Source organism: Pedobacter sp. AC212 (assembly GCF_979258625.1).
In genome coordinates, this window is sequence record NZ_OZ409870.1 from 3,854,172 (window position 1) to 3,874,727 (window position 20,556).

Genomic DNA, 20,556 nt, shown 5'->3' on the forward strand with positions numbered 1-20,556 from the left:
GAGCCATCAACAATTTAACCAACCTGGATTTATTTTATGAGAATTCAAGTGTTGAGGGTAAAAGATATCTGATAAGTTGTCTTTTTCCGGAAAAAATGGAATACAATGGCGACCGATATCGAACACCTAAGGTTAATGAAATAGCCCAACATATTTACCTGAAAAACAAAGAGTTAGAAGCAAAAAAAATGGGACGAAAATCTTCTGAAAAGACCTCGTCCCACTGGGGGTGGCTGATGGGGCTCGAACCCACGACCCTCGGCACCACAAACCAATACTCTAACCAACTGAGCTACAGCCACCGTGTTTTTTAGTGTCACAAAAGTACGACTTTTAATATTCCTTGCAAATATTTTTTTCAAAGATTTAACAACAAATTTTTAATTAGTTATTATTCAATTATTTGAAACAAAATATTTTTTTCAATCTTGAACTAAACAGCACTTTTCAAAACCAAAAACATAACTTTACAGTCTTTATGATCGAAATTTATACAGACGGAGCAGCAAGTGGAAACCCAGGACCTGGGGGTTATGGTACCATATTACGGGCAGGCAAACATTATAAGGAGTTAAGTGGTGGTTACCGCATGACTACAAATAACCGCATGGAATTACTGGCCGTTATTAAGGGCTTAGAAGCGTTAAAGAGCCTAAACCAGGAAGTGACCGTTTACTCCGATTCAAAATATGTAGTGGATGCAGTGGAAAAGAAATGGGTTTTTGGCTGGGTAACTAAAAACTTCAAAGACAAAAAAAACAAAGACCTCTGGATCCGATTTCTCGAATTATACAAACTTCATAAAGTAAAATTCATTTGGATAAAAGGCCACAACGATCACCCGGAAAATGAACGTTGTGACAGATTAGCAGTTTTTGCTTCGCAAGACAAACAAAACTTAGCTATTGATACTTTTTTCGAAGCAGAACGAAAGAAAGCAACGCTTCTCTAAACAGCACACGGAAAAATTAATCTATTCCACCTACAACACCCATATCCTCCAATTTGGCTTCTACCTGTGTATGAGGAGTTATAGATTTATCGGCATAAATTAACATCATTTCCTCAGCTTTCTCTACCATTTTTACCGATCCGATAAATACCGGCACACGCTGGTGAACTTCTGTAGGCTGTATCTCCAGTATTCGCTCAAAACCGGTACTCGCCTTTCCCCCAGCCTGCTCAATAATAAAAGCCATCGGGTTACATTCATAAAGTAAACGCAACTTCCCTTCCGGTGAACGAGCGGTAGTTGGATAAATGTAAATCCCTCCGTTTATTAAACTTCTGTGGATGTCTCCAACCATTGAACCAATATATCTTGAGGTATATGGACGATCAGAAGCGTCATCCTCTACCTGACAATATTTAATGTATTTTTTCACCCCTTCAGGAAAGTGAACATAATTTCCTTCATTGATGGAATAAGTTATGCCCGTTTCAGGTATTTTCATTTCCGGATGAGACAAACAAAACTCTCCGATTGATGGATCTAATGTAAAACCATTAACCCCCTTACCAGTGGTGTAAACCAACATAGTAGATGATCCATAAATAATATATCCGGCTGCTACTTGCTCAGTACCCTTTTGTAAAACATCATCAATACCAGCTCTTCCTTCTAAAGATTTCCTGCGATAAATAGAAAAAACGGTTCCTACTGCAACATTAACATCCGTATTTGAAGAACCGTCCATTGGATCGATACAGACAATATACTTTGCATTTTGCGAAACAGGAGATTCGATATGGATGATTTCCTCTTCTTCTTCACTAGCGATAATACAACATTCACCACCACTGGTTAGTGCAGCAATAAACTGTTGATCAGCATAAACATCAAGCTTTTTTTGCTTTTCGCCCTGGATGTTTGTTGTACCTACGTGACCGATCATATCGACCAGACCCGCTTTGTTAATCTCCCGATTTACAATTTTTGCAGCAATCGCAATATCCCTTAATAACCTCGAAAGTTCACCTTTGGCATAAGGGAAATCTGCTTGTTTTTCTATAATAAATTGTCCTAATGTTTTCACGCCGCAAACCATACTTAGTGTAAATTTTACATTATCTACCTGATAATTCTATAACCTCTAAGGTATGAATATTTTCGTCAGTTATGCAAAAACGAACCAATGTTCTCACTTTATGCCAACCGTGTTTTCCTGCTGCACCGGGGTTAATATGCAAACATTTTATCTTTTCATCGAACATTACCTTTAAAATATGGGAATGGCCGGTAATAAATAATTTCGGTGGGTTAGTGTATATTTCTGGCTTAACGAAGGGAGAGTAACGCCCCGGATAACCGCCGATATGTGTCATCCACACCTCTACCTCTTCGCACTGAAACCTATTATGTTCCGGAAATTCATTCCGGATTACAGCATCATCTATATTCCCAAATACACCCCGAAGCGGTTTAAACGTAGACAGTTCTGTTGCGACATGAGGACCAAAATCGCCAGCATGCCATATTTCATCTACCTGATCAAAGTGCTTAAATACAGCCTCATCTAAAAATCCATGTGTATCAGAAATTAAACCGATCTTTTTCATTATGTAAAGTGAATTGTAAAGTAATGTGTAAACTTTTACGTATATCTATTGAAGATTTTTTAAAAGTGAGCCTAAATTTTATTTGCGCAATCTATTTAACAACAAATCTGAACTTTATTTTTTGAAACAGATATTTCTCGTCTTCGACTGAATTTCTTTTGTACGATATTATCATTAAGTGGCATCAAAATGCAAGGAAAAAATCTTTAAGCAATTTCTGATATTCAAGGGTATGTTTTCCACGCGATTCGTAAATGTAAAAATCGCTCTCATGAAGCAAATCGCCTTCCCTGCTTAAACATATGATTTGCCTAAATGGTAATTTGTCTTTATCAGAGCAAATATTGATGCGGGCTTTGAGTTTCACCTGATATTTCATGGCCTCAAAGATCACCTCTTCTGCCTGTTTCAAAGGAAGAATTAACCACAAAGAGCCCCTGGCATCTAAAAGCTGATTTGATTTTTCGACCAACAAACTAAAAAAATTATCGCTTGCGTGTCTTGCCATTCCTTTCCTTAGCTCCTCATTTTTCAAATCATTAACAAAAAAGGGTGGATTAGAAACGATCAGATCGAATTTTTCGCTACTTTGATAATCTTCAATGGCTACATGATCAAGATGCAATCGACTGCTAAAGACGGAGTTTTTAAAATTTTTTTCAGCGGTTTCAGCAGCTTGCAAATCTATTTCTACAGCATAAACATCAGCTTCTGTGAAACGCTGAGCAAGCATCATCGCGATCACTCCTGTGCCTGCTCCGATATCCAATATTTTTCCTGGCCTGTTATGATTAGCCATCGCAGCAACCAGAACCCCATCGGTATTGATTCGCATAGCACAGCCCGTTTGATCTACTTCGAATTGCTTAAATTTAAAAATACTCATTTATTATGCTTAAAACCTGGCGCCTAATCTAATCGGCAAAAACATAGATTGATGCACCAATCTAAATCCTGCCTTGGCTTATATTTCGATTTTCTTAGAGATGCGATACGCTACTCCTGCACCAAAATCCACAAATGAATCTGTAGAACCTTTATCGTATTGATTTTTGATATGGCTTTGACCAACTTTCAGGTTAAATAACGGTGAAACCCTATCTTTCGATGTTGCGTATTCCAAATCGCCAAAAAATGAATAGCCATTTATCCCTTCATAATTTAAATAACCTAAGCCAAGCCCCAAGCGAAGATTTTCTTTAAAACTTATTCCATTGATAACGCTTACATCCAAGCCACCTTGATTATTATTAAGCTGATATCCTCTCCATCCCGGGCCAGGATCTACCCGTACCGGCCTCGACAAAAATATTTGATAGCCAGTTTCTACTTTTGCAGTATATCTTATTTGAGAAAAGCAGCTGACCAACGTCAAGCTAAAAGCAAAGGAAAGTAAAAGTTTTTTCATGAAGCCTAGTTATAGTTCATATAATTCCAAAGGCAAGCCATCTGGATCTGAAAAAAAGGTAAATCTTTTCCCCGTAAATTCATCAATTCGTATAGGTTCGCTAACAATGCCTTGATCACTCAGTCTTCCAATTTCCAGTTCAATATCATCTACTTCAAAAGCCAGGTGCCGTAAACCTTGAGCTTCTGGCCTCGAGGGACGAACCGGGGGATTTTCAAAAGAAAAAAGTTCGATTTGATAAACGCCGTTTACCGCTAGATCTAATTTGTAAGATTTTCGTTCCGCTCGATAAACCTCAGCTAGAATGGTAAAACCCAGTTTGTTTACATAAAAGTCTTTTGATTTTTCGTAATCAGAACAAATAATAGCAATGTGATGAATTCGGTTGAACATTTGACGTGGTGTAGAATGAGTGAATTTTGAATGACAGAATGTAGCAAAGTTGCAGAAAATGATTGAAATTTAAATAACAGAAGTATAAAGTAGCTCTAAATGAATCGCAATTTTAGTACCTACAATTATTTTACATTTAACCGTCCAAAATTCTCTCATTCAATCCTTCATTCCTTCACTCATTAAATTTAAAAAAGCTATTTTTGCACTTTCAAAAAAAAAGCATGATTCATTTCTTCCTTAGTCAATCGCAAGCGATTTTTGTACTTCAAACAGACAAAGCGCTTTCCCCAGATGATATTACTAAACTTGAATGGTTATTTGGCGGCGCCAAAATTTCGCAAGATGCAGCTTTAAGCGGCTTTTTCGTTGGACCAAGAGCTGCAATGATAACGCCGTGGAGTACCAATGCCGTTGAGATTACTCAAAATATGGACATTCAGGGCATCATCCGGATAGAAGAATTTAAAGCCGTTGCTGAAGATTTTTCTGACTACGACCCGATGCTTTCTCAAAAATACGACAAGCTTGATCAAAACATTTATACCATCAACATCAAGCCTGAACCTATTTTAGAAATTACTGATATTGCTGCTTACAACAAACAAGAAGGTTTATCATTAAGTGATGAAGAAGTTGAATACCTAAATAATCTGGCTAAAAACCTGGAACGACCACTTACTGATTCAGAGGTTTTTGGTTTCTCGCAGGTAAATTCGGAACATTGCCGCCACAAAATTTTCAACGGTAAATTTGTAATTGATGGAGTAGAACAACCAACTTCACTTTTTAAGTTGATTCGCAAAACTTCGGAAGAAAATCCCAACGATATTGTTTCTGCATATAAAGATAACGTGGCTTTCATTAAAGGGCCGAGAGTGCAACAATTTGCACCTAAACGTGCTGATGTTCCTGAATATTACGCTACAAGTGATTTTGATTCGGTAATATCGCTAAAGGCCGAAACACACAACTTCCCAACTACCGTAGAGCCTTTTAATGGTGCTGCAACAGGTTCTGGTGGCGAAATCAGAGATCGTTTAGCAGGTGGACAAGGTTCCTTACCTCTAGCCGGAACGGCAGTTTACATGACAGCGCTTTCACGTTTGGAAGAAAATCGTCCTTGGGAAAATGGTGTTGAAGAAAGACAATGGCTTTATCAAACGCCGATGAACATTCTGATCAAAGCATCAAATGGTGCTACAGATTTTGGAAACAAATTCGGTCAGCCGCTTATTACTGGCTCGGTTTTAACTTTTGAGCATGAGCACTTCGACAGGATCAGTATGACATCTCGTAAGTTAGGTTTCGATAAGGTAATCATGCTTGCGGGCGGTATTGGTTATGGCAAGGCTAGTCAGGCACAAAAACAAAAACCACAGGAAGGAGACAACATTGTTGTTCTCGGTGGTGAAAATTATAGAATTGGAATGGGTGGCGCAGCCGTATCATCAGCTGATACCGGCCAGCATGGATCAGGCATCGAATTAAATGCCATTCAACGTTCCAACCCGGAAATGCAGAAACGTGCTGCAAACGCTGTACGTGGCATGGTAGAAAGCGAAGAGAACTTCATTGTTTCTATTCACGATCACGGTGCAGGCGGACACTTAAACTGTTTATCAGAACTGGTAGAAGAAACTGGTGGTTTGATCAATCTGGATAAATTGCCAGTTGGCGATCCTACCCTATCTGCTAAAGAAATTATCGGCAACGAATCTCAGGAAAGGATGGGATTGGTAATCGGCAACGAACATATTGAAACTTTACAAAAAATTGCCGATCGCGAACGCTCTCCAATGTATACCGTTGGAAAAGTAACTGGCGATCATCGTTTTACTTTCAAATCAGAAACCACAGGCGCTAAACCAATGGATTTTGAGCTGAAGGATATGTTTGGCAGCTCCCCAAAAATTGTAATGGAAGATCAAACGATCGACCGCAAATATGAAGAGGTAAGTTACCAAAAAACTGAACTGAATACTTATTTAGAGCAAGTTTTACAACTGGAGGCTGTGGCATCGAAAGATTGGTTAACCAACAAAGTTGACCGTTGTGTGGGTGGCCGCGTAGCAAAACAACAAACTGCCGGGCCATTACAATTACCTTTAAACAACTGTGGTGTAATGGCATTGGATTTCCAAGGTAAGGAAGGAATCGCAACTTCAGTAGGTCATGCACCACTTTCGGCTTTGATTGATCCAGCTGCTGGTAGTCGCAATGCGATTGCAGAATCTCTATCAAACATCGTTTGGGCTCCATTAAAAGATGGTTTAAAAAGCGTTTCGCTTTCTGCCAACTGGATGTGGGCCTGTAAAAATGAAGGTGAAGATGCCCGTTTATATGCTGCTGTTAAAGCGTGTTCGGAATTTGCCATCGATTTAGGAATCAACATCCCGACTGGAAAAGATTCACTTTCGATGAAACAGAAATACAAAGATGGTGATGTAATTGCACCAGGAACGGTAATTATTTCTGCAGGTGCAAACTGCGATGATATTACTAAAGTGGTGGAGCCAGTACTTCAAAAAGATGGCGGTTCTATTTATTATATCAACCTTTCTAATGATACTTATAAACTTGGTGGTTCATCTTTCGCACAGATATTAAACAAAATCGGTACCGAAACACCAGATATCAAAGATGCCGGTCAATTCTCGAAAGCCTTTAACGCTATTCAACAGCTAATTAAAGAAGGTAAGATACAAGCAGGGCATGATATTGGCAGCGGTGGTTTAATTACTACCTTACTGGAAATGTGTTTTGCAGATCGCAATTTAGGCGCATCAATTGATTTAACTGACTTAAACGAGCAAGATATTATCAAATTATTATTTGCGGAAAATATCGCGATTGTTTTTCAAGCGGATTCATCAGTAGAAAGCAGTTTAACTAGCGCTGGTGTAACTTTCCATAAAATCGGGGAAGTGAATTCATCAGCTACGCTGGAAGTTACAAATGCAGCAGATAGCTTCAGTTTTGATATTGACCATTTACGTGATGTTTGGTTTAAGACATCTTATTTATTAGATAGCAAACAAACAGGTAACGGTTTAGCAAAAGAACGTTACGATAATTATAAAAACCACGTTTTAAAATACAGTTTTCCATTACAGTTTGATGGAAAGAAACCGGTAATTGATTCCTCTAAACCTCGTCCCAAGGCGGCGATTATCCGCGAAAAAGGAAGTAACTCTGAACGCGAATTGGCTAATGCAATGTATTTAGCCGGTTTTGATGTGAAAGATGTACACATGACGGATTTAATTACCGGCAGGGAAACATTAGAAGATATTCAATTTATTGGTGCCGTTGGTGGTTTCTCTAACTCTGATGTTTTAGGATCGGCAAAGGGTTGGGCTGGCGCATTTTTATACAATGAAAAAGCGAGAGTAGCACTAGAGAAATTTTTCGCCCGTCCTGATACTTTATCTGTTGGTATTTGCAATGGTTGCCAATTATTTGTAGAGCTTGGTTTGATTAACAAAGATCATGAAGACAAGCCAAAAATGTTGCACAACAAAAGCGGTAAACACGAAAGTATTTTCACTTCATTAACGTTACAAGAAAACAATTCGGTGATGTTATCAACTTTAGCTGGCAGCACCTTAGGCGTTTGGGTATCGCATGGCGAAGGAAGATTCTCTTTACCATATGCAGAAGGAAAGTATAAAATTGTAGCTAAATATGCTTACGAAACGTATCCGGCAAGCCCGAACGGCTCTGATTATAACACTGCGATGATGTGTGATGAAACAGGCCGCCATTTGGTGATGATGCCACATATTGAACGTTCTTTATTCCAATGGCATTGGGCAAACTATCCGGCTGGCAGAAAAGACGAGGTTTCGCCATGGATGGAAGCTTTCGTAAATGCCAGAAAATGGATTGAAGAAAAGGCATAGGTTAACCATATTTATTTATATAAAAGGCTTGAGTTTACTCAAGCTTTTTTTGTTTCGGCTATTTTAATATTCAATTTTGTTCGTCACTCCCGCGAAGGCGGGAATAGTAAAGCGTTAGAAAAGAAAGCGTATTAAGATCCCTAGACAAGCTGAGGATGACGACCGTTCATGGTTGGCGTTCAAATTCAACAGCCAATAATTGCTATCGTTAATCCTCTGCACTTCTCGTCATTCCCGCGAAGGCGGGAATCGTAAAGCGTGAGAAAGAAAGAGTAGTAGGATCCCCAGTCAAGCTGAGGATGACGACCGTTCCTAGTTATCCTAATGGCTGGTGTCCTCACCAAACATAATGATGTAATTAAGAGCAGATTCCTATATTAAGATCCCCAGACAAGCTGAGAGTTAATTTTATTTCATAAAAACCAATATTAATCACGTTAACAACGGTCGTCCTTGCGAGGTACGAAGCAATCTCATCTGATAAAATAATACCACAAATGAGATTGCTTCTCCCGATAAAGAATCGGGATCGCAAAGACGGAAACTTAAAAAAGTCAATAATAGGATGACGACCGTTCATGGTTGGTGTTCAAATTCGACAGCCACTAATTGCTATCGTTAATCCTCTGCACTTCCCGTCATTCCCGCGAAGGCGGGAATCGTAAAGCGACAATAAGATCTTTAAACGCAGTATTTATATAAAAAAAAGGCCTGAATTTCCATCCAGGCCTTCAACCAATCATCCATCACATCTTCCCTATTTTGAGCGTTAAATATTTAACTGATCCCACTGCCTTACATTAAATTGAAATTAATCGGCATATTATACCTCACCCTAACTGGAATGCCTTTATTTTTTCCGGGTTTCCACAAGGGTGATTTCTTGATTACTTTCATGGCTTCTTCATCGCAGCCGAAACCAATGCCTTTAAGTACTTTTACATCAGTTATGGAGCCATCCTTTTCTACCACGAAACTTAAAAACACCTTACCTTGAATACCATCCTCCTGCGCTTGTGATGGGTAGCGTAGATTACGTTCCATGTATTTGGTAAAAGCTTTCATACCGCCCGCAAACTCTGGATATTCATCTACCCCACCTCCTGTATAAATCTCTTTATCCTCTCCAGTTCCAGTAACCTCTTTTTCTAATCCGCTGCCACTACCATTTAAAGAAGGAGTTACCAAGGTTAAATTAGGTTTGATTTCGCCATCCTGGGTTATATTGCTCACTACAGCATTTTGAATCTCTTTGATAGTTGGTGGATCTTTAATTTCAGTTTTATCAACCACCACAATGTTCGAAGTCATCTTAACTGTTTTTACTTTCACTGGCTCTGATTTCGCCGGCTCCACTTTTTTTTCTGGCTCTGGCTTCTTCATTTCATGGATCACATCGCTCAAATCAATAACTTTCGGAGGAGCAACTACTTCAACCGCTGTTGGAAAGATTTTGCTATACACTAAAGGTGCAAATGCAAGCAATAAAAAGAGACTTACGGATACCAATAGTGCCCGGGTCATAATTTTTGATGATTTAGACCTTAACTCATAAGCACCATAAGTTTTGTTTCGGTTTGCGAATACAAGATCGAGCCACTCGGTTTTGTACACATTGATTGAGGAGTTGAACATAGCTATTGATTTTTATAGCATGATGTAGCAAATTTCACAATTCCATAAACAAACTGAAAATTCCATTTTCTTTACGAATAATGAAAAATTCGATTTGAAAAACATTTTTTTATTTCATTTTCAATAAAATTGCGCTAAAACTTACGATTGTTTTATAAAAAACAATAAAATATACTATTTTTGACAAAAAACATAACAAATTAATGAAAAGCTTAAGAACCATCGCATTAAAAGAGGCTCAAAACAGAATTTCGCCAGAAGTAAAATCACCATCTGCAAAAATTTCTGATTTTTTTGGCGCTAATGTATTTGATAAGAAAAAAATGAGAGATTTCTTATCTAAGGACGTGTATGAAAAATTAATCTCATCTATTAATCAAGGTGAATTAATTAATTCTGACGATGCTAACCAGATTGCAACTGCAATGAAAGCATGGGCTATGGCTGCTGGAGCAACACATTACACACACTGGTTCCAACCATTAACAGGTACAACTGCTGAAAAACACGATTCATTTTTTGAGCCTAGTGGCGAAGGTGCTATAGAAAAATTTGCTGGTAGCGCTTTGGTTCAACAAGAACCGGATGCATCAAGTTTCCCTAACGGCGGTATCCGTAATACTTTCGAAGCTCGTGGTTACACTGCCTGGGATCCATCATCTCCAGCCTTCATTATGGAAAGCAAAGCAGGTAAAACCCTTTGTATTCCTACCGTTTTCGTATCCTACACTGGTGAGGCTTTAGATTATAAAGCTCCATTATTAAAAGCATTAGCTGCACTTGATAAAGCTGCTGTTGATGTTTGCCAGTATTTTGATAAAAGCATTACTAAAGTAAATGCTTCTTTAGGTATTGAACAAGAATATTTCTTGGTTGATGAATCATTGTTTAATGCCCGTCCTGATTTATTGTTAACTGGTCGTGCTTTATTCGGACACATGTCTGCTAAAGGCCAACAGTTGGAAGATCATTATTTCGGATCAATTCCTGAGCGTGTTTTCACCTACATGGTCGATTTCGAAAATGAAGCCCTAAAATTAGGTATTCCTTTAAAAACCCGTCACAATGAGGTTGCACCTTCTCAATTCGAATGTGCTCCAATTTATGAAGAAATAAACCTGGCCATCGATCACAATCAATTATTAATGGATTTGATGGAAAAAGTTGCTCGTCGTCACCATTTCCGTGTTTTATTACACGAAAAACCATACGCTGGCATCAACGGTTCAGGTAAACACAACAACTGGTCGTTAATTACTGATACTGGTAAAAACTTATTGGCTCCGGGCAAAACGCCTAAAAACAACTTAATGTTTTTAACTTTCTTCGTAAATACGATTAAAGCAGTGAGCGAACATGCAGATTTATTACGTGCGAGTATTGCTTCGGTAAGTAACGATCACCGTTTAGGTGCTAACGAAGCGCCGCCAGCAATTATCTCCATCTTTTTAGGTTCTCAATTAAACGATGTTTTAGATGAAATTGAGCACTCACGTATCAGCAAAAAAATCAAAGAAGATAACGCACTTTGGTTAGGCATCCCTAAAATTCCACAAATTTTGTTGGATAATACCGACCGTAACCGTACTTCACCATTTGCATTTACAGGTAATAAATTTGAGTTAAGAGCGGTTGGATCTTCAGCTAACTCTTCGGCTCCAATGACGATCTTAAACGCAATTATGGCTGAGCAATTGGTTAAATTCAAAGCTGAAGTTGATAAATTGATCAAAAAAGGTGATAAAAAAGACATCGCTTTATTAACGGTAATCAAAAAATACATCAAAGAATCTAAATCGATTCGTTTTGAAGGTAACGGATACAGCCAGGAGTGGGAAGATGAAGCTGCAACACGTGGTTTATCAAACATCAAAACTACACCGAAAGCTTTAGATGCTTATTTAACTGAGAAATCTGCAAGTTTATTTGAAAGTACAGGAATTTATAGCAAACGTGAAATCCATGCCCGTCATGAAATCATGTTAGAGAATTTCTACAAAAAATTACAAATTGAAGCTCGTGTAATGGGCGAAGTGGCCAATACTGCCATCATTCCTGCTGCTATCGCTTACCAAAATTCTTTAATCGAGAATGTAAAAGGGTTAAAAGAACTTGGCGTAGAAAGTAAATCTTCTCTTGATATCGTTAAAAAACTTTCTGAGCATTTAGATATCGTTAAAACCAATATCGATGCGATGTTAGAAGAACGTAAAGTAACCAACAAAATCGAAGACACTCGTGAGAAAGCAATTGCTTACGATGAGAAAGTTAAATCTTACTTCGATACTATCCGTTACCATGCTGATAAATTAGAGCAAATTGTTGACGATAGCGTTTGGCCTTTACCAAAATTCAGAGAATTGTTATTCATGAAATAGATTTTAAGCCGTAAGGTTTAAGGTATAGGGCGTAAGGTGTAAACTTTACGCCCTTTTTTTGATCATGATTTTTTGGATTTAAGGATTTTAAGATCGTTTTCTTTAACATTGGCGTTTTGTTTAGCCCCCACGTCTTGCTGAACTTGATTCAGCATCTTTCATGTTTTATGCCCAACGCTTGTTCGTGCTATCAAGTTCCTGAAACAAGTTCAGGACGACGACCGTTCATAGTGAGTTAAATCTAAACGAAGAAAATCATTATTTTAAACGCTAAAAACTTCTGACTCCCGACTTCTGACTCCCGACTTTTTCCCTTATCTTTGCGCCAACATGAGTGATAACAGGTACAATCAACGTGGCGTTTCTGCCTCAAAAGAAGATGTGCATAATGCCATCAAAAATATCGACAAAGGAATTTTCCCAAAAGCATTCTGCAAAATCATTCCCGACATTTTAAGTGGCGATGAAGATTTTTGTAATATCATGCATGCCGATGGTGCCGGAACAAAATCATCTTTGGCTTATGTTTATTGGAAAGAAACAGGAGATATCTCTATCTGGAAAGGTATTGCCCAAGATGCAATCATCATGAATATTGATGATTTGATTTGCGTGGGCGCCACTGATCAGATCCTCTTATCATCTACCATCGGACGAAATAAAAATTTAATACCTGGAGAAGTAATTGCTGCTGTAATTAACGGTACAGAAGAAATTCTGGCTGATTTAAGGGAACAAGGAATTTCTATTTATTCTACCGGTGGCGAAACTGCCGATGTTGGCGATTTAGTAAGAACCATTATTGTAGATTCTACGGTAACCTGCCGCATGAAACGTGAAGATGTAATCAGTAACGATAACATTAAACCAGGTGATGTAATAGTAGCTTTAGCCTCTTACGGACAAGCAACCTATGAAACAGAATACAATGGAGGAATGGGTTCTAACGGATTAACCTCTGCTCGTCACGATGTTTTTGAAAAATCTGTTGCCAATAAATATCCTGAAAGTTTCGATCCTGCTGTACCTTTTGATTTGGTTTTTTCAGGTCAAAAGCAGCTAACTGATGAGATTGAAATTGAAGGTTTCGGTAAAACTACTGTTGGTAAGCTCGTTTTATCTCCAACACGTACTTACGCACCTGTGATTAAAAAAATATTAGCACAATATCGTAAACAAATTAATGGAATTGTTCATTGCAGTGGTGGCGCTCAAACAAAAGTGCTCCATTTTATCAACGATGATATCCATGTGATTAAGGACAATTTATTTCCTGTTCCACCCCTATTTAAGCTAATCCAAGAACAATCTGGTACAGATTGGAAAGAGATGTATAAAGTTTTTAATATGGGTCATCGCATGGAATTATATGTTCCACAAGAAATTGCAAAAGATATTATAGAGATTTCTAAAAGCTTTAACATTGATGCGCAAATTATTGGTCACGTTGAAAAAGGAAGCCAAAAACAGGTGACCATCGAAAGTGAAAGAGGAACTTTTATCTATAATTAAGAAATAGCTAAGCATGGCGCTTGAAAAACCAAGCGCCATTTTTGATTTCTTTAGAATTGTAATTTTACATCCATTGATAAATTATAATTCTTATCAAGATTTAAATTGAACTTACCATTAAACTTCCAATTCAAATCCAGCCTCGAATTTTGCATCGTAAACTTTAAAACAAATCAACCATTCATCTTTAACAAGTTGAGGAATAAAATCACGGAAAATCTTTTCAAATGAATGAAATTCGATATTGGGTTTGGCTACAATAAGATACATAGATTCTGATTGAACAATAACTTCCTCTACCCACATTGGCCAACGATCTTTTATCAGTTTGGGTAATTTTAGAAACTGTTGTCCTTTTAAAAATTTGCCGATTGATTGTACAAATTGTTCATCAAGTTTTTGGTCGCTCAGGTTTCGCCAATCTCCGTTAATCAATTCTATCTGACCCAATATTTCATCATCATTTAAAATTAAAAATGATTGCTGGTTTTCTTCTTGTAGCAAGAGATAGGCACAGAAACCTAAACTTTCAGTTGGGTCTTCGTGAATATAATGAAGCTTGATCATAATGAAGGATTAATAATTTTTCTAAAGGTGAGGTTGATTCTGGGTTTCATATATCGTTTAGATTTCGCAATCCGATGATCCCACTTTTGCTGTAAATCACCTTTCATCAAAAGCAATGAGCCATGTTCTAATTTAATAGAATATTTTTCTGAGTGGTTTGCTTTTAGGCGAATATCAAAAGACCTAACCTGTCCAAAAGACAAAGATGCAATCACAGGATGCGAGCCCATTACGGTTTCATTATCGCTGTGCCAGGTTACAGAATCCTGCCCATCTCTATAATAATTAAGCAATACCGAATTAAAGGTGATGCCGGCAGTAGGTTCTACCATAGCTTTTAACTGCAATAGTTCATCAGTCCAACACAATGGAATCGATTTACCTAAGGCTGCATAATCCAACTGTTCTGCATCACCATACCAGGCAGATAACCTGGGAGTAGTAATTTCTTTATCATAATAGCGCACTACTTTTTGTACCCATGGCGTATTCTCTATTAAATGAATCAAAAGTGAATCGCTTTCCCTTTTTCCAATAAAGTTATTTTTATAGGTTAAAATATCCGATGGCAAGCCAATGGATTGTCCTGCTTCAGCAAAAAAACTTAACTGTTCCATAACGTATACAAAGGTGCAAAACTTTTTATAAATTACTAATATTTTTAGCATTATATTTGCCTTTACTAAATTCAAAACAGAAGGTTGATTATGGAAAAGAAATCTAAACAGCACTTAATTGAAGATTTAAAGAAACAAATTTTAGGTTTGCAGGGCTATAGCACATTAAGCATTCAAGAAAATAGTTTACCTAAATTGAGTTTGTTTGCAAATGCATTTCCGAATAAAAATTTCCCACTGGAGGGCATTCATGAATTTATTGCTCTTGAAACCGAAGATACAGCGGCAAGTGTTGGCTTTATAAACGCATTACTTTCTGCATTAATGGAAACCGGTAGTCCATCAATCTGGATTAGCAGTTCCAGAAATCTTTTTCCCCCTGCTATGCAGCGTTTTGCATTAAAACCCGATCAGATTATTTTTATCGATCTCAATCATCAAAAAGAAATATTATGGGTTTTGGAAGAAGCCTTAAAATGTGAAAACTTAAGCGCTGTGGTCGCAGAAATTCCTGAGCTTAGTTTTAGCCAATCTCGCCGGCTACAACTGGTAATTGAAAAAAGCAAAGTACCCGCTTTTATTTTACGAAATAACCCACAGCAGGTCAACAACACCACTTGTTTGGCCCGATGGCAAATTAAGCATTTACCCAGTTTGTTGCCCGATGGCATGCCTGGTGTAGGTCATCCTTCCTGGTCGGTAAATTTACTTAAAGTTAGAAATGCACAGCCTGCAAGTTTTGAGGTGGCCTGGAACGGTACCACATTTCAACACATTAACCAGGTTCAAAAAGTTCTTCAACCTCTTAAAAAACTTCAGGCAAGTTAATATGGAAAAGCGTTTTGCAAGTATATGGTTTCCGTTTTTACTAACGGACTGGCTTTGTATCCGCCGTCCGGAGCTAAAAAAACACGCTTTCGTTTTTACTGCGCCTGTACACGGTCGCGTTATAATTACCGCCTGTAACGCTTTAGCAGCAAGCCAGGGCATACTAGTGGGCATGCCTTTGGCTGATGCCCGGGCACTGGTACATGAGATTGAGGTTTTTGATGATAAACATAACCGAAATATCAAACTTTTAAAAGGACTGGCAGAATGGTTCATCAGGTATACGCCCTGGGTAGCCATTGATGCTCCGGATGGACTTGTGCTTGATATTACCGGATGTGCGCATTTATGGAACAATGAAACGCATTACCTTGCCCAGATAAGTAATCGCCTGCTTGAAATTGGATATACCACTAAATTGGCCATTGCCGATACCATTGGAACTAGCTGGGCAGTTGCTCGTTTTTCAAGCCAGGAAAACATTGTTCCCGCCAGGAAACAATATTATGCTTTATTGCCACTGCCAGCGGCATCCCTCCGGCTGGAGCAACCAACCATAGAGCGTTTGAATAAACTTGGCCTGCAAAAAATAGCGCAATTTATTCAAATGCCGCGAAGTGTGTTGCGCCGCCGGTTTGGAGAAAATTTATTAAATCGCATTGGCCAGGCCATTGGTGATTTACCTGAAGTTTTTGATCCTGTAATAATTATCCCTGAATATGAAGAAAGATTTCCTTGCCTTGAACCCATAAGAACTGCTACCGCGATAGAAATAGCCATTAAAAAGCTACTGGAACAAATTTGTACCCGATTAAAAAACGATGGGCTCGGTTTACGCAAGGCAGAATTAAAAGGTTTCCGTATAGATGGAAAAATTATCCGTACAGCAATTGGAACCCATCAAAGCAGCAACGATGCTGATCATTTATTCAAACTGTTTGCTTTAAACATTGATAAACTGGCGCCAGGTTTAGGCGTAGAACTTTTTACCTTATCAGCAAGCAAAACTGAACCTGTAGTACAGCCACAGGAAAAATTATGGCTTACTAAATCAGGGCTTCAAAGTCCATCACTTTCTGCTTTACTAGATCGGGTAGCCGGAAAAGTGGGACCGAAAGCTATTCGCCGCTTTATTCCTGAAGCCAATTATTGGCCGGAACGTGCTATAAAAAAAGCAGATTCTCTTACTGAAAACAATGATTTACCCTGGCATAATCCATTAGGCAGACCGATCCAATTGCTGCATCAACCAGAACATATTCAGGTTACTGCTCCAATTCCAGATTATCCTCCTTTGTTATTTATTTACAAAGGGAAACGTCATTCCATTAAAAAAGCAGATGGACCTGAGCGGATAGAGCGTTCATGGTGGCTTGAAAGCGGAGAGCACCGCGATTATTATATTGTAGAAGATGATCAGGGTTGCCGTTATTGGCTATTTAGGGCAGGTCATTATTCCGCCCAGAATTCGCGTTGGTTTATTCATGGTTTTTTTGCTTAAATAGTTATGGAATATGCAGAACTTCAAATCACCAGCAATTTTAGCTTTTTAAGAGGTGCTTCACACCCCGAAGAATTGGTAGAAGAAGCCGCAAAAATGGGCTATTCTAAAATTGCCATTACTGATCATAACACGCTGGCCGGTATTGTTAGAGCACATGCCTCAGCTAGAAAATATGAGATCAGTATTATCCCGGCTTGCCGACTGAACCTACAGAATGGCCCAAGTTTGCTTGCGTACCCTACAAACCAGGCAGCCTATGCTAGATTATCAGCACTGCTGAGTCTTGGCAACCTCCGTACCGAAAAAGGAAGCTGTTTGCTTTACAAATCCGATGTGTATCAACATTCATCGGGCATTTTATTTGTCGCCATTCCTCCTGATACTTTATCTGCAAATTTTGATTTTGAAACCGATTTCCAAAATTATTTGGCAGAATATAAACACAACCTCAATGATCAGCTTTATTTAGCTATTTCCAGGAATTATCAGGGCGAAGATCAAAAGCGGATGTTTCGTTTAACAGCGCTTGCTAATCAATTGAAAATTCCTTTAGTGGCAACCAATGATGTGTATTACCATACGCCAGAAAGACGCGAGCTGCAGGATGTGTTAACTTGTGTTCGTGAGAAATGCACTATTCATGCTGCCGGTTTTCATTTGTTTAAAAATGCAGAACGACATCTTAAAACTCAAGAAGAGATGTTAAGGCTTTACCGGCAATATCCACAAGCGCTTCAAAACGCCGTACATATTGCGCAAACATGTCAGTTTAGTTTAGATAGCCTCAAATACGTATATCCTGAGGAGATAACCAATGGAGAGCGTTCTCCTTTTGAAGAATTAACCCATTTAGCGTGGAAAGGTGCGCATGAAATTTTCGGTGAAAATTTGCCCCAAAAAATTGTAGACAACATTACCTATGAACTGAAATTTGTAAAGGAAATGGAATATGCTTCTTATTTTCTTACCGTTTATGACATTGTGAGTTTCGCCCGCGGGCAAAAAATTCTCTGTCAGGGTCGCGGTTCTGCTGCAAATTCTACCATTTGTTATTGCCTGGGCATAACCTCGGTAGACCCAACAAAATTCGATTTGCTTTTTGAACGTTTTGTTTCTTCGGCCAGGAATGAACCACCAGATATAGATGTAGATTTTGAGCATGAACGCCGTGAGGAAGTGATTCAATACATCTATAATAAATATGGCAGAGATCGGGCCGCGATTGTTGCAACCGTTACCCAACAGCGACAAAAAGGAGCCATTAGAGATGTTGGCAAAGTGATGGGCTTGTCTGTTGATACCATTAACCGGCTATCGGCATCCATTTGGGAGTTTACCGATGAATGGTTTGAGGGGAACAGATTAACAGAGCAAGGGCTTAATCCTAATGATCCACTATTAAGAAAAGTACTTTCACTTACCGCACAAATGATGGGTTTCCCTCGTCAGCTGGGGCAACATACAGGCGGCTTTGTAATTACGCAGGGTAAACTGACCGATCTTTGCCCAATATTGAATGCCCGCATGGCTGATCGAACCAATATTGAATGGAATAAAGATGATATTGATACACTGGGTTTTTTAAAAATAGACATACTGGCTTTAGGTATGTTAACCTGCATTAGAAAAGGTTTCGATTTAGCAAAACAACACTACAATCTCGATCTTTCTATGTCTAAAATTAACGAATACGATGATCCGGAAGTCTATAAAATGATTAGCCATGCAGATACCATTGGCGTATTTCAGATAGAAAGCCGGGCCCAACAATCTATGTTACCCAGATTGAAACCAGAATGCTTTTACGATCTGGTAATTGAAGTGGCAATTGTACGTCCTGGTCCTATTCAGGGCGACATGGTTCATCCTTATTTGCGCAGAAGAAATAAAGAAGAAGTGATAGAATATCCTTCAAAAGAACTGGAAGAAATTTTAAATAAAACTTTAGGAGTCCCACTTTTTCAAGAGCAGGCGATGAAAATTGCCATTGTAGCTGCCGGTTTTACCCCTACCGAAGCCGATGAATTGCGAAGAAGCATGGCAACTTTTAAACTGAAAGGTATGGTTACGCAGTTCGAGAAAAAATTAATCTCTGGAATGGTAGCTAAAGGTTACGATGAAGAATTTGCAAAACGAATTTTTAAGCAACTGGAGGGTTTTGGAAGTTATGGATTTCCAGAAAGTCATGCTGCAAGTTTTGCGCTCCTGGTGTATGTTTCCTGCTGGTTAAAATGCTATTACCCCGATGTATTTGCAGCGGCTTTATTAAATAGCATGCCCATGGGATTTTATCAGCCAGCCCAAATAGTAATCGATGCCCGAAAGCACAATGTGGAGGTTCGCCCGATTGATATCAACTACTCTTATTTCGATAATACACTGGAAGAACTGGCAGGGAAATATCACGCTTTGCGTTTAGGTTTCAGGCAAATTAAAGGCATTAGAACAGAAGATATTGAAGCGCTAACCACGCATCGGATAAAGCATTACCAGAATATTCATCAACTGTTGGATGTGGGTGTATCTTTAGCCACAATGGAACGTTTGGCAGATGCTGATGCTTTTCGTTCTTTAGGTTTTGATCGGCGCCAGGCTTTATGGGAAGTTTCCGCCCTGGCCGATAGACCAATTGCACTCTTTAAAGATCAGGCAGCAGAAAGTCAGCTGGAAAAACAAACGTCCCTCCCGCTCATGTCTACCTCCGAACATGTGATTCAGGATTATGCTTCTACTTCACTTTCAATAAAAGCACATCCGGTAAGCTTTGTACGGGAGCAATTGAATTTGTTAAGGGTATCAGCCAATAAAGATTTAGCAGAAATTAAGGATGGAACAACAGTAAAAGTTGCCGGACTCGTATTGGTGAGACAAAGACCTGGAACAGCCGGTGGAGTTTGTTTTATTACTATTGAAGATGAATCAGGATTTTCAAACCTGGTTGTTTTTGAAAGCTTATTTGAAAAATATAGAAAAGAAATTTTACAGGCCAGGTTACTGATGGTAGAAGGAAAATTACAAACAGAAGGTGAAGTGATCCATGTTATTGTAAAACGTTGCTTCGATCTTACCCCGTTATTAAGAAAATTAAGCAAGGAAGAAAACGATCATTCGTCTTTATTAACACTTTCCCGTTCTGATGAAAAAACAGCTCCTTTCCCTGTCGAAAATAAAAGAACTCAGGTACGCAAAACAGAACAGGAAATTTGCATTCCGCAAGCCCGTAATTTTAGATAAGAATAAACGCTCAAAA

Annotated in this window: 15 protein-coding genes and 1 tRNA gene; 7 read left to right on the forward strand and 9 right to left on the reverse strand. The window is 38.6% G+C overall.

The window, feature by feature from the left end; all coding sequences use genetic code 11:
* Positions 1-228: 228 nt before the first annotated feature.
* A tRNA-His gene (locus tag ACZZZC_RS16370) sits at positions 229-302 on the reverse strand.
* A gap of 176 nt (positions 303-478) precedes the next feature.
* Here ACZZZC_RS16370 and rnhA point away from each other — a divergent pair.
* On the forward strand, positions 479-952 hold the full coding sequence (rnhA, locus tag ACZZZC_RS16375) for a ribonuclease HI (RefSeq protein ID WP_265799135.1): 474 nt from the start codon (positions 479-481) through the stop codon (positions 950-952).
* A gap of 16 nt (positions 953-968) precedes the next feature.
* On the opposite strand, the gene fbp is transcribed toward rnhA, so the two are convergent.
* From fbp to gloA2, 5 genes are all read right to left on the reverse strand, one after another.
* A complete protein-coding gene (gene fbp / locus ACZZZC_RS16380; RefSeq protein WP_463483132.1) occupies positions 969-2,048 on the reverse strand; it encodes a class 1 fructose-bisphosphatase in 1,080 nt (359 codons plus the stop codon).
* Between the two features lie 19 nt (positions 2,049-2,067).
* A complete protein-coding gene (locus ACZZZC_RS16385) occupies positions 2,068-2,559 on the reverse strand; it encodes a metallophosphoesterase family protein (protein WP_463483133.1) in 492 nt (163 codons plus the stop codon).
* Between the two features lie 184 nt (positions 2,560-2,743).
* On the reverse strand, positions 2,744-3,445 hold the full coding sequence (locus tag ACZZZC_RS16390; RefSeq protein ID WP_463483134.1) for a tRNA1(Val) (adenine(37)-N6)-methyltransferase: 702 nt from the start codon (positions 3,443-3,445) through the stop codon (positions 2,744-2,746).
* 78 nt (positions 3,446-3,523) lie between these two features.
* On the reverse strand, positions 3,524-3,967 hold the full coding sequence (locus tag ACZZZC_RS16395) for a hypothetical protein (protein WP_463483135.1): 444 nt from the start codon (positions 3,965-3,967) through the stop codon (positions 3,524-3,526).
* Positions 3,968-3,976: 9 nt separating this feature from the next.
* On the reverse strand, positions 3,977-4,360 hold the full coding sequence (gloA2, locus tag ACZZZC_RS16400) for an SMU1112c/YaeR family gloxylase I-like metalloprotein (RefSeq protein ID WP_463483136.1): 384 nt from the start codon (positions 4,358-4,360) through the stop codon (positions 3,977-3,979).
* A gap of 149 nt (positions 4,361-4,509) precedes the next feature.
* Here gloA2 and purL point away from each other — a divergent pair, with 149 nt between their 5' ends.
* Positions 4,510-8,265 carry a phosphoribosylformylglycinamidine synthase gene (purL, locus tag ACZZZC_RS16405; RefSeq protein ID WP_463486278.1) on the forward strand — a complete coding sequence of 1,252 codons (3,756 nt, stop codon included), beginning with the start codon at positions 4,510-4,512 and terminating at the stop codon, positions 8,263-8,265.
* A 795-nt stretch (positions 8,266-9,060) separates the two neighbouring features.
* On the opposite strand, the gene ACZZZC_RS16410 is transcribed toward purL, so the two are convergent.
* Positions 9,061-9,900 (reverse strand): energy transducer TonB, encoded by an 840-nt coding sequence (locus ACZZZC_RS16410; RefSeq protein WP_463483137.1) that lies wholly within the window; start codon positions 9,898-9,900, stop codon positions 9,061-9,063.
* Positions 9,901-10,103: 203 nt separating this feature from the next.
* Between ACZZZC_RS16410 and ACZZZC_RS16415 the strand changes: the two genes are divergently transcribed.
* Both ACZZZC_RS16415 and ACZZZC_RS16420 read left to right on the forward strand, forming a co-directional pair.
* Positions 10,104-12,278: a glutamine synthetase III family protein gene (locus tag ACZZZC_RS16415; RefSeq protein WP_056849881.1), complete on the forward strand. Its 2,175-nt coding sequence runs from the start codon at positions 10,104-10,106 to the stop codon at positions 12,276-12,278.
* A gap of 330 nt (positions 12,279-12,608) precedes the next feature.
* On the forward strand, positions 12,609-13,790 hold the full coding sequence (locus tag ACZZZC_RS16420; protein ID WP_463483138.1) for an AIR synthase related protein: 1,182 nt from the start codon (positions 12,609-12,611) through the stop codon (positions 13,788-13,790).
* A gap of 117 nt (positions 13,791-13,907) precedes the next feature.
* On the opposite strand, the gene ACZZZC_RS16425 is transcribed toward ACZZZC_RS16420, so the two are convergent.
* Entirely contained in the window at positions 13,908-14,357 is a 450-nt protein-coding gene (locus tag ACZZZC_RS16425) for a hypothetical protein (protein WP_463483139.1), read from the reverse strand.
* Complete coding sequence (locus tag ACZZZC_RS16430; protein WP_463487694.1) at positions 14,354-15,025, reverse strand: alpha-ketoglutarate-dependent dioxygenase AlkB family protein; 672 nt, start codon at positions 15,023-15,025, stop codon at positions 14,354-14,356. Before ACZZZC_RS16430 ends, ACZZZC_RS16425 begins: the two co-directional genes overlap by 4 nt.
* 39 nt (positions 15,026-15,064) lie before the next feature.
* On the opposite strand from ACZZZC_RS16430, the gene ACZZZC_RS16435 reads away from it, so the two are divergent.
* From ACZZZC_RS16435 to ACZZZC_RS16445, 3 genes are read left to right on the forward strand one after another with little or no spacing between them, the layout of a single operon-like run.
* Complete coding sequence (locus tag ACZZZC_RS16435) at positions 15,065-15,802, forward strand: ImuA family protein (protein ID WP_463483141.1); 738 nt, start codon at positions 15,065-15,067, stop codon at positions 15,800-15,802.
* A gap of 1 nt (position 15,803) precedes the next feature.
* Entirely contained in the window at positions 15,804-17,303 is a 1,500-nt protein-coding gene (locus ACZZZC_RS16440; RefSeq protein ID WP_463483142.1) for a Y-family DNA polymerase, read from the forward strand.
* Between the two features lie 6 nt (positions 17,304-17,309).
* Positions 17,310-20,540 carry an error-prone DNA polymerase gene (locus ACZZZC_RS16445; protein ID WP_463487695.1) on the forward strand — a complete coding sequence of 1,077 codons (3,231 nt, stop codon included), beginning with the start codon at positions 17,310-17,312 and terminating at the stop codon, positions 20,538-20,540.
* Positions 20,541-20,556 lie beyond the last annotated feature (16 nt).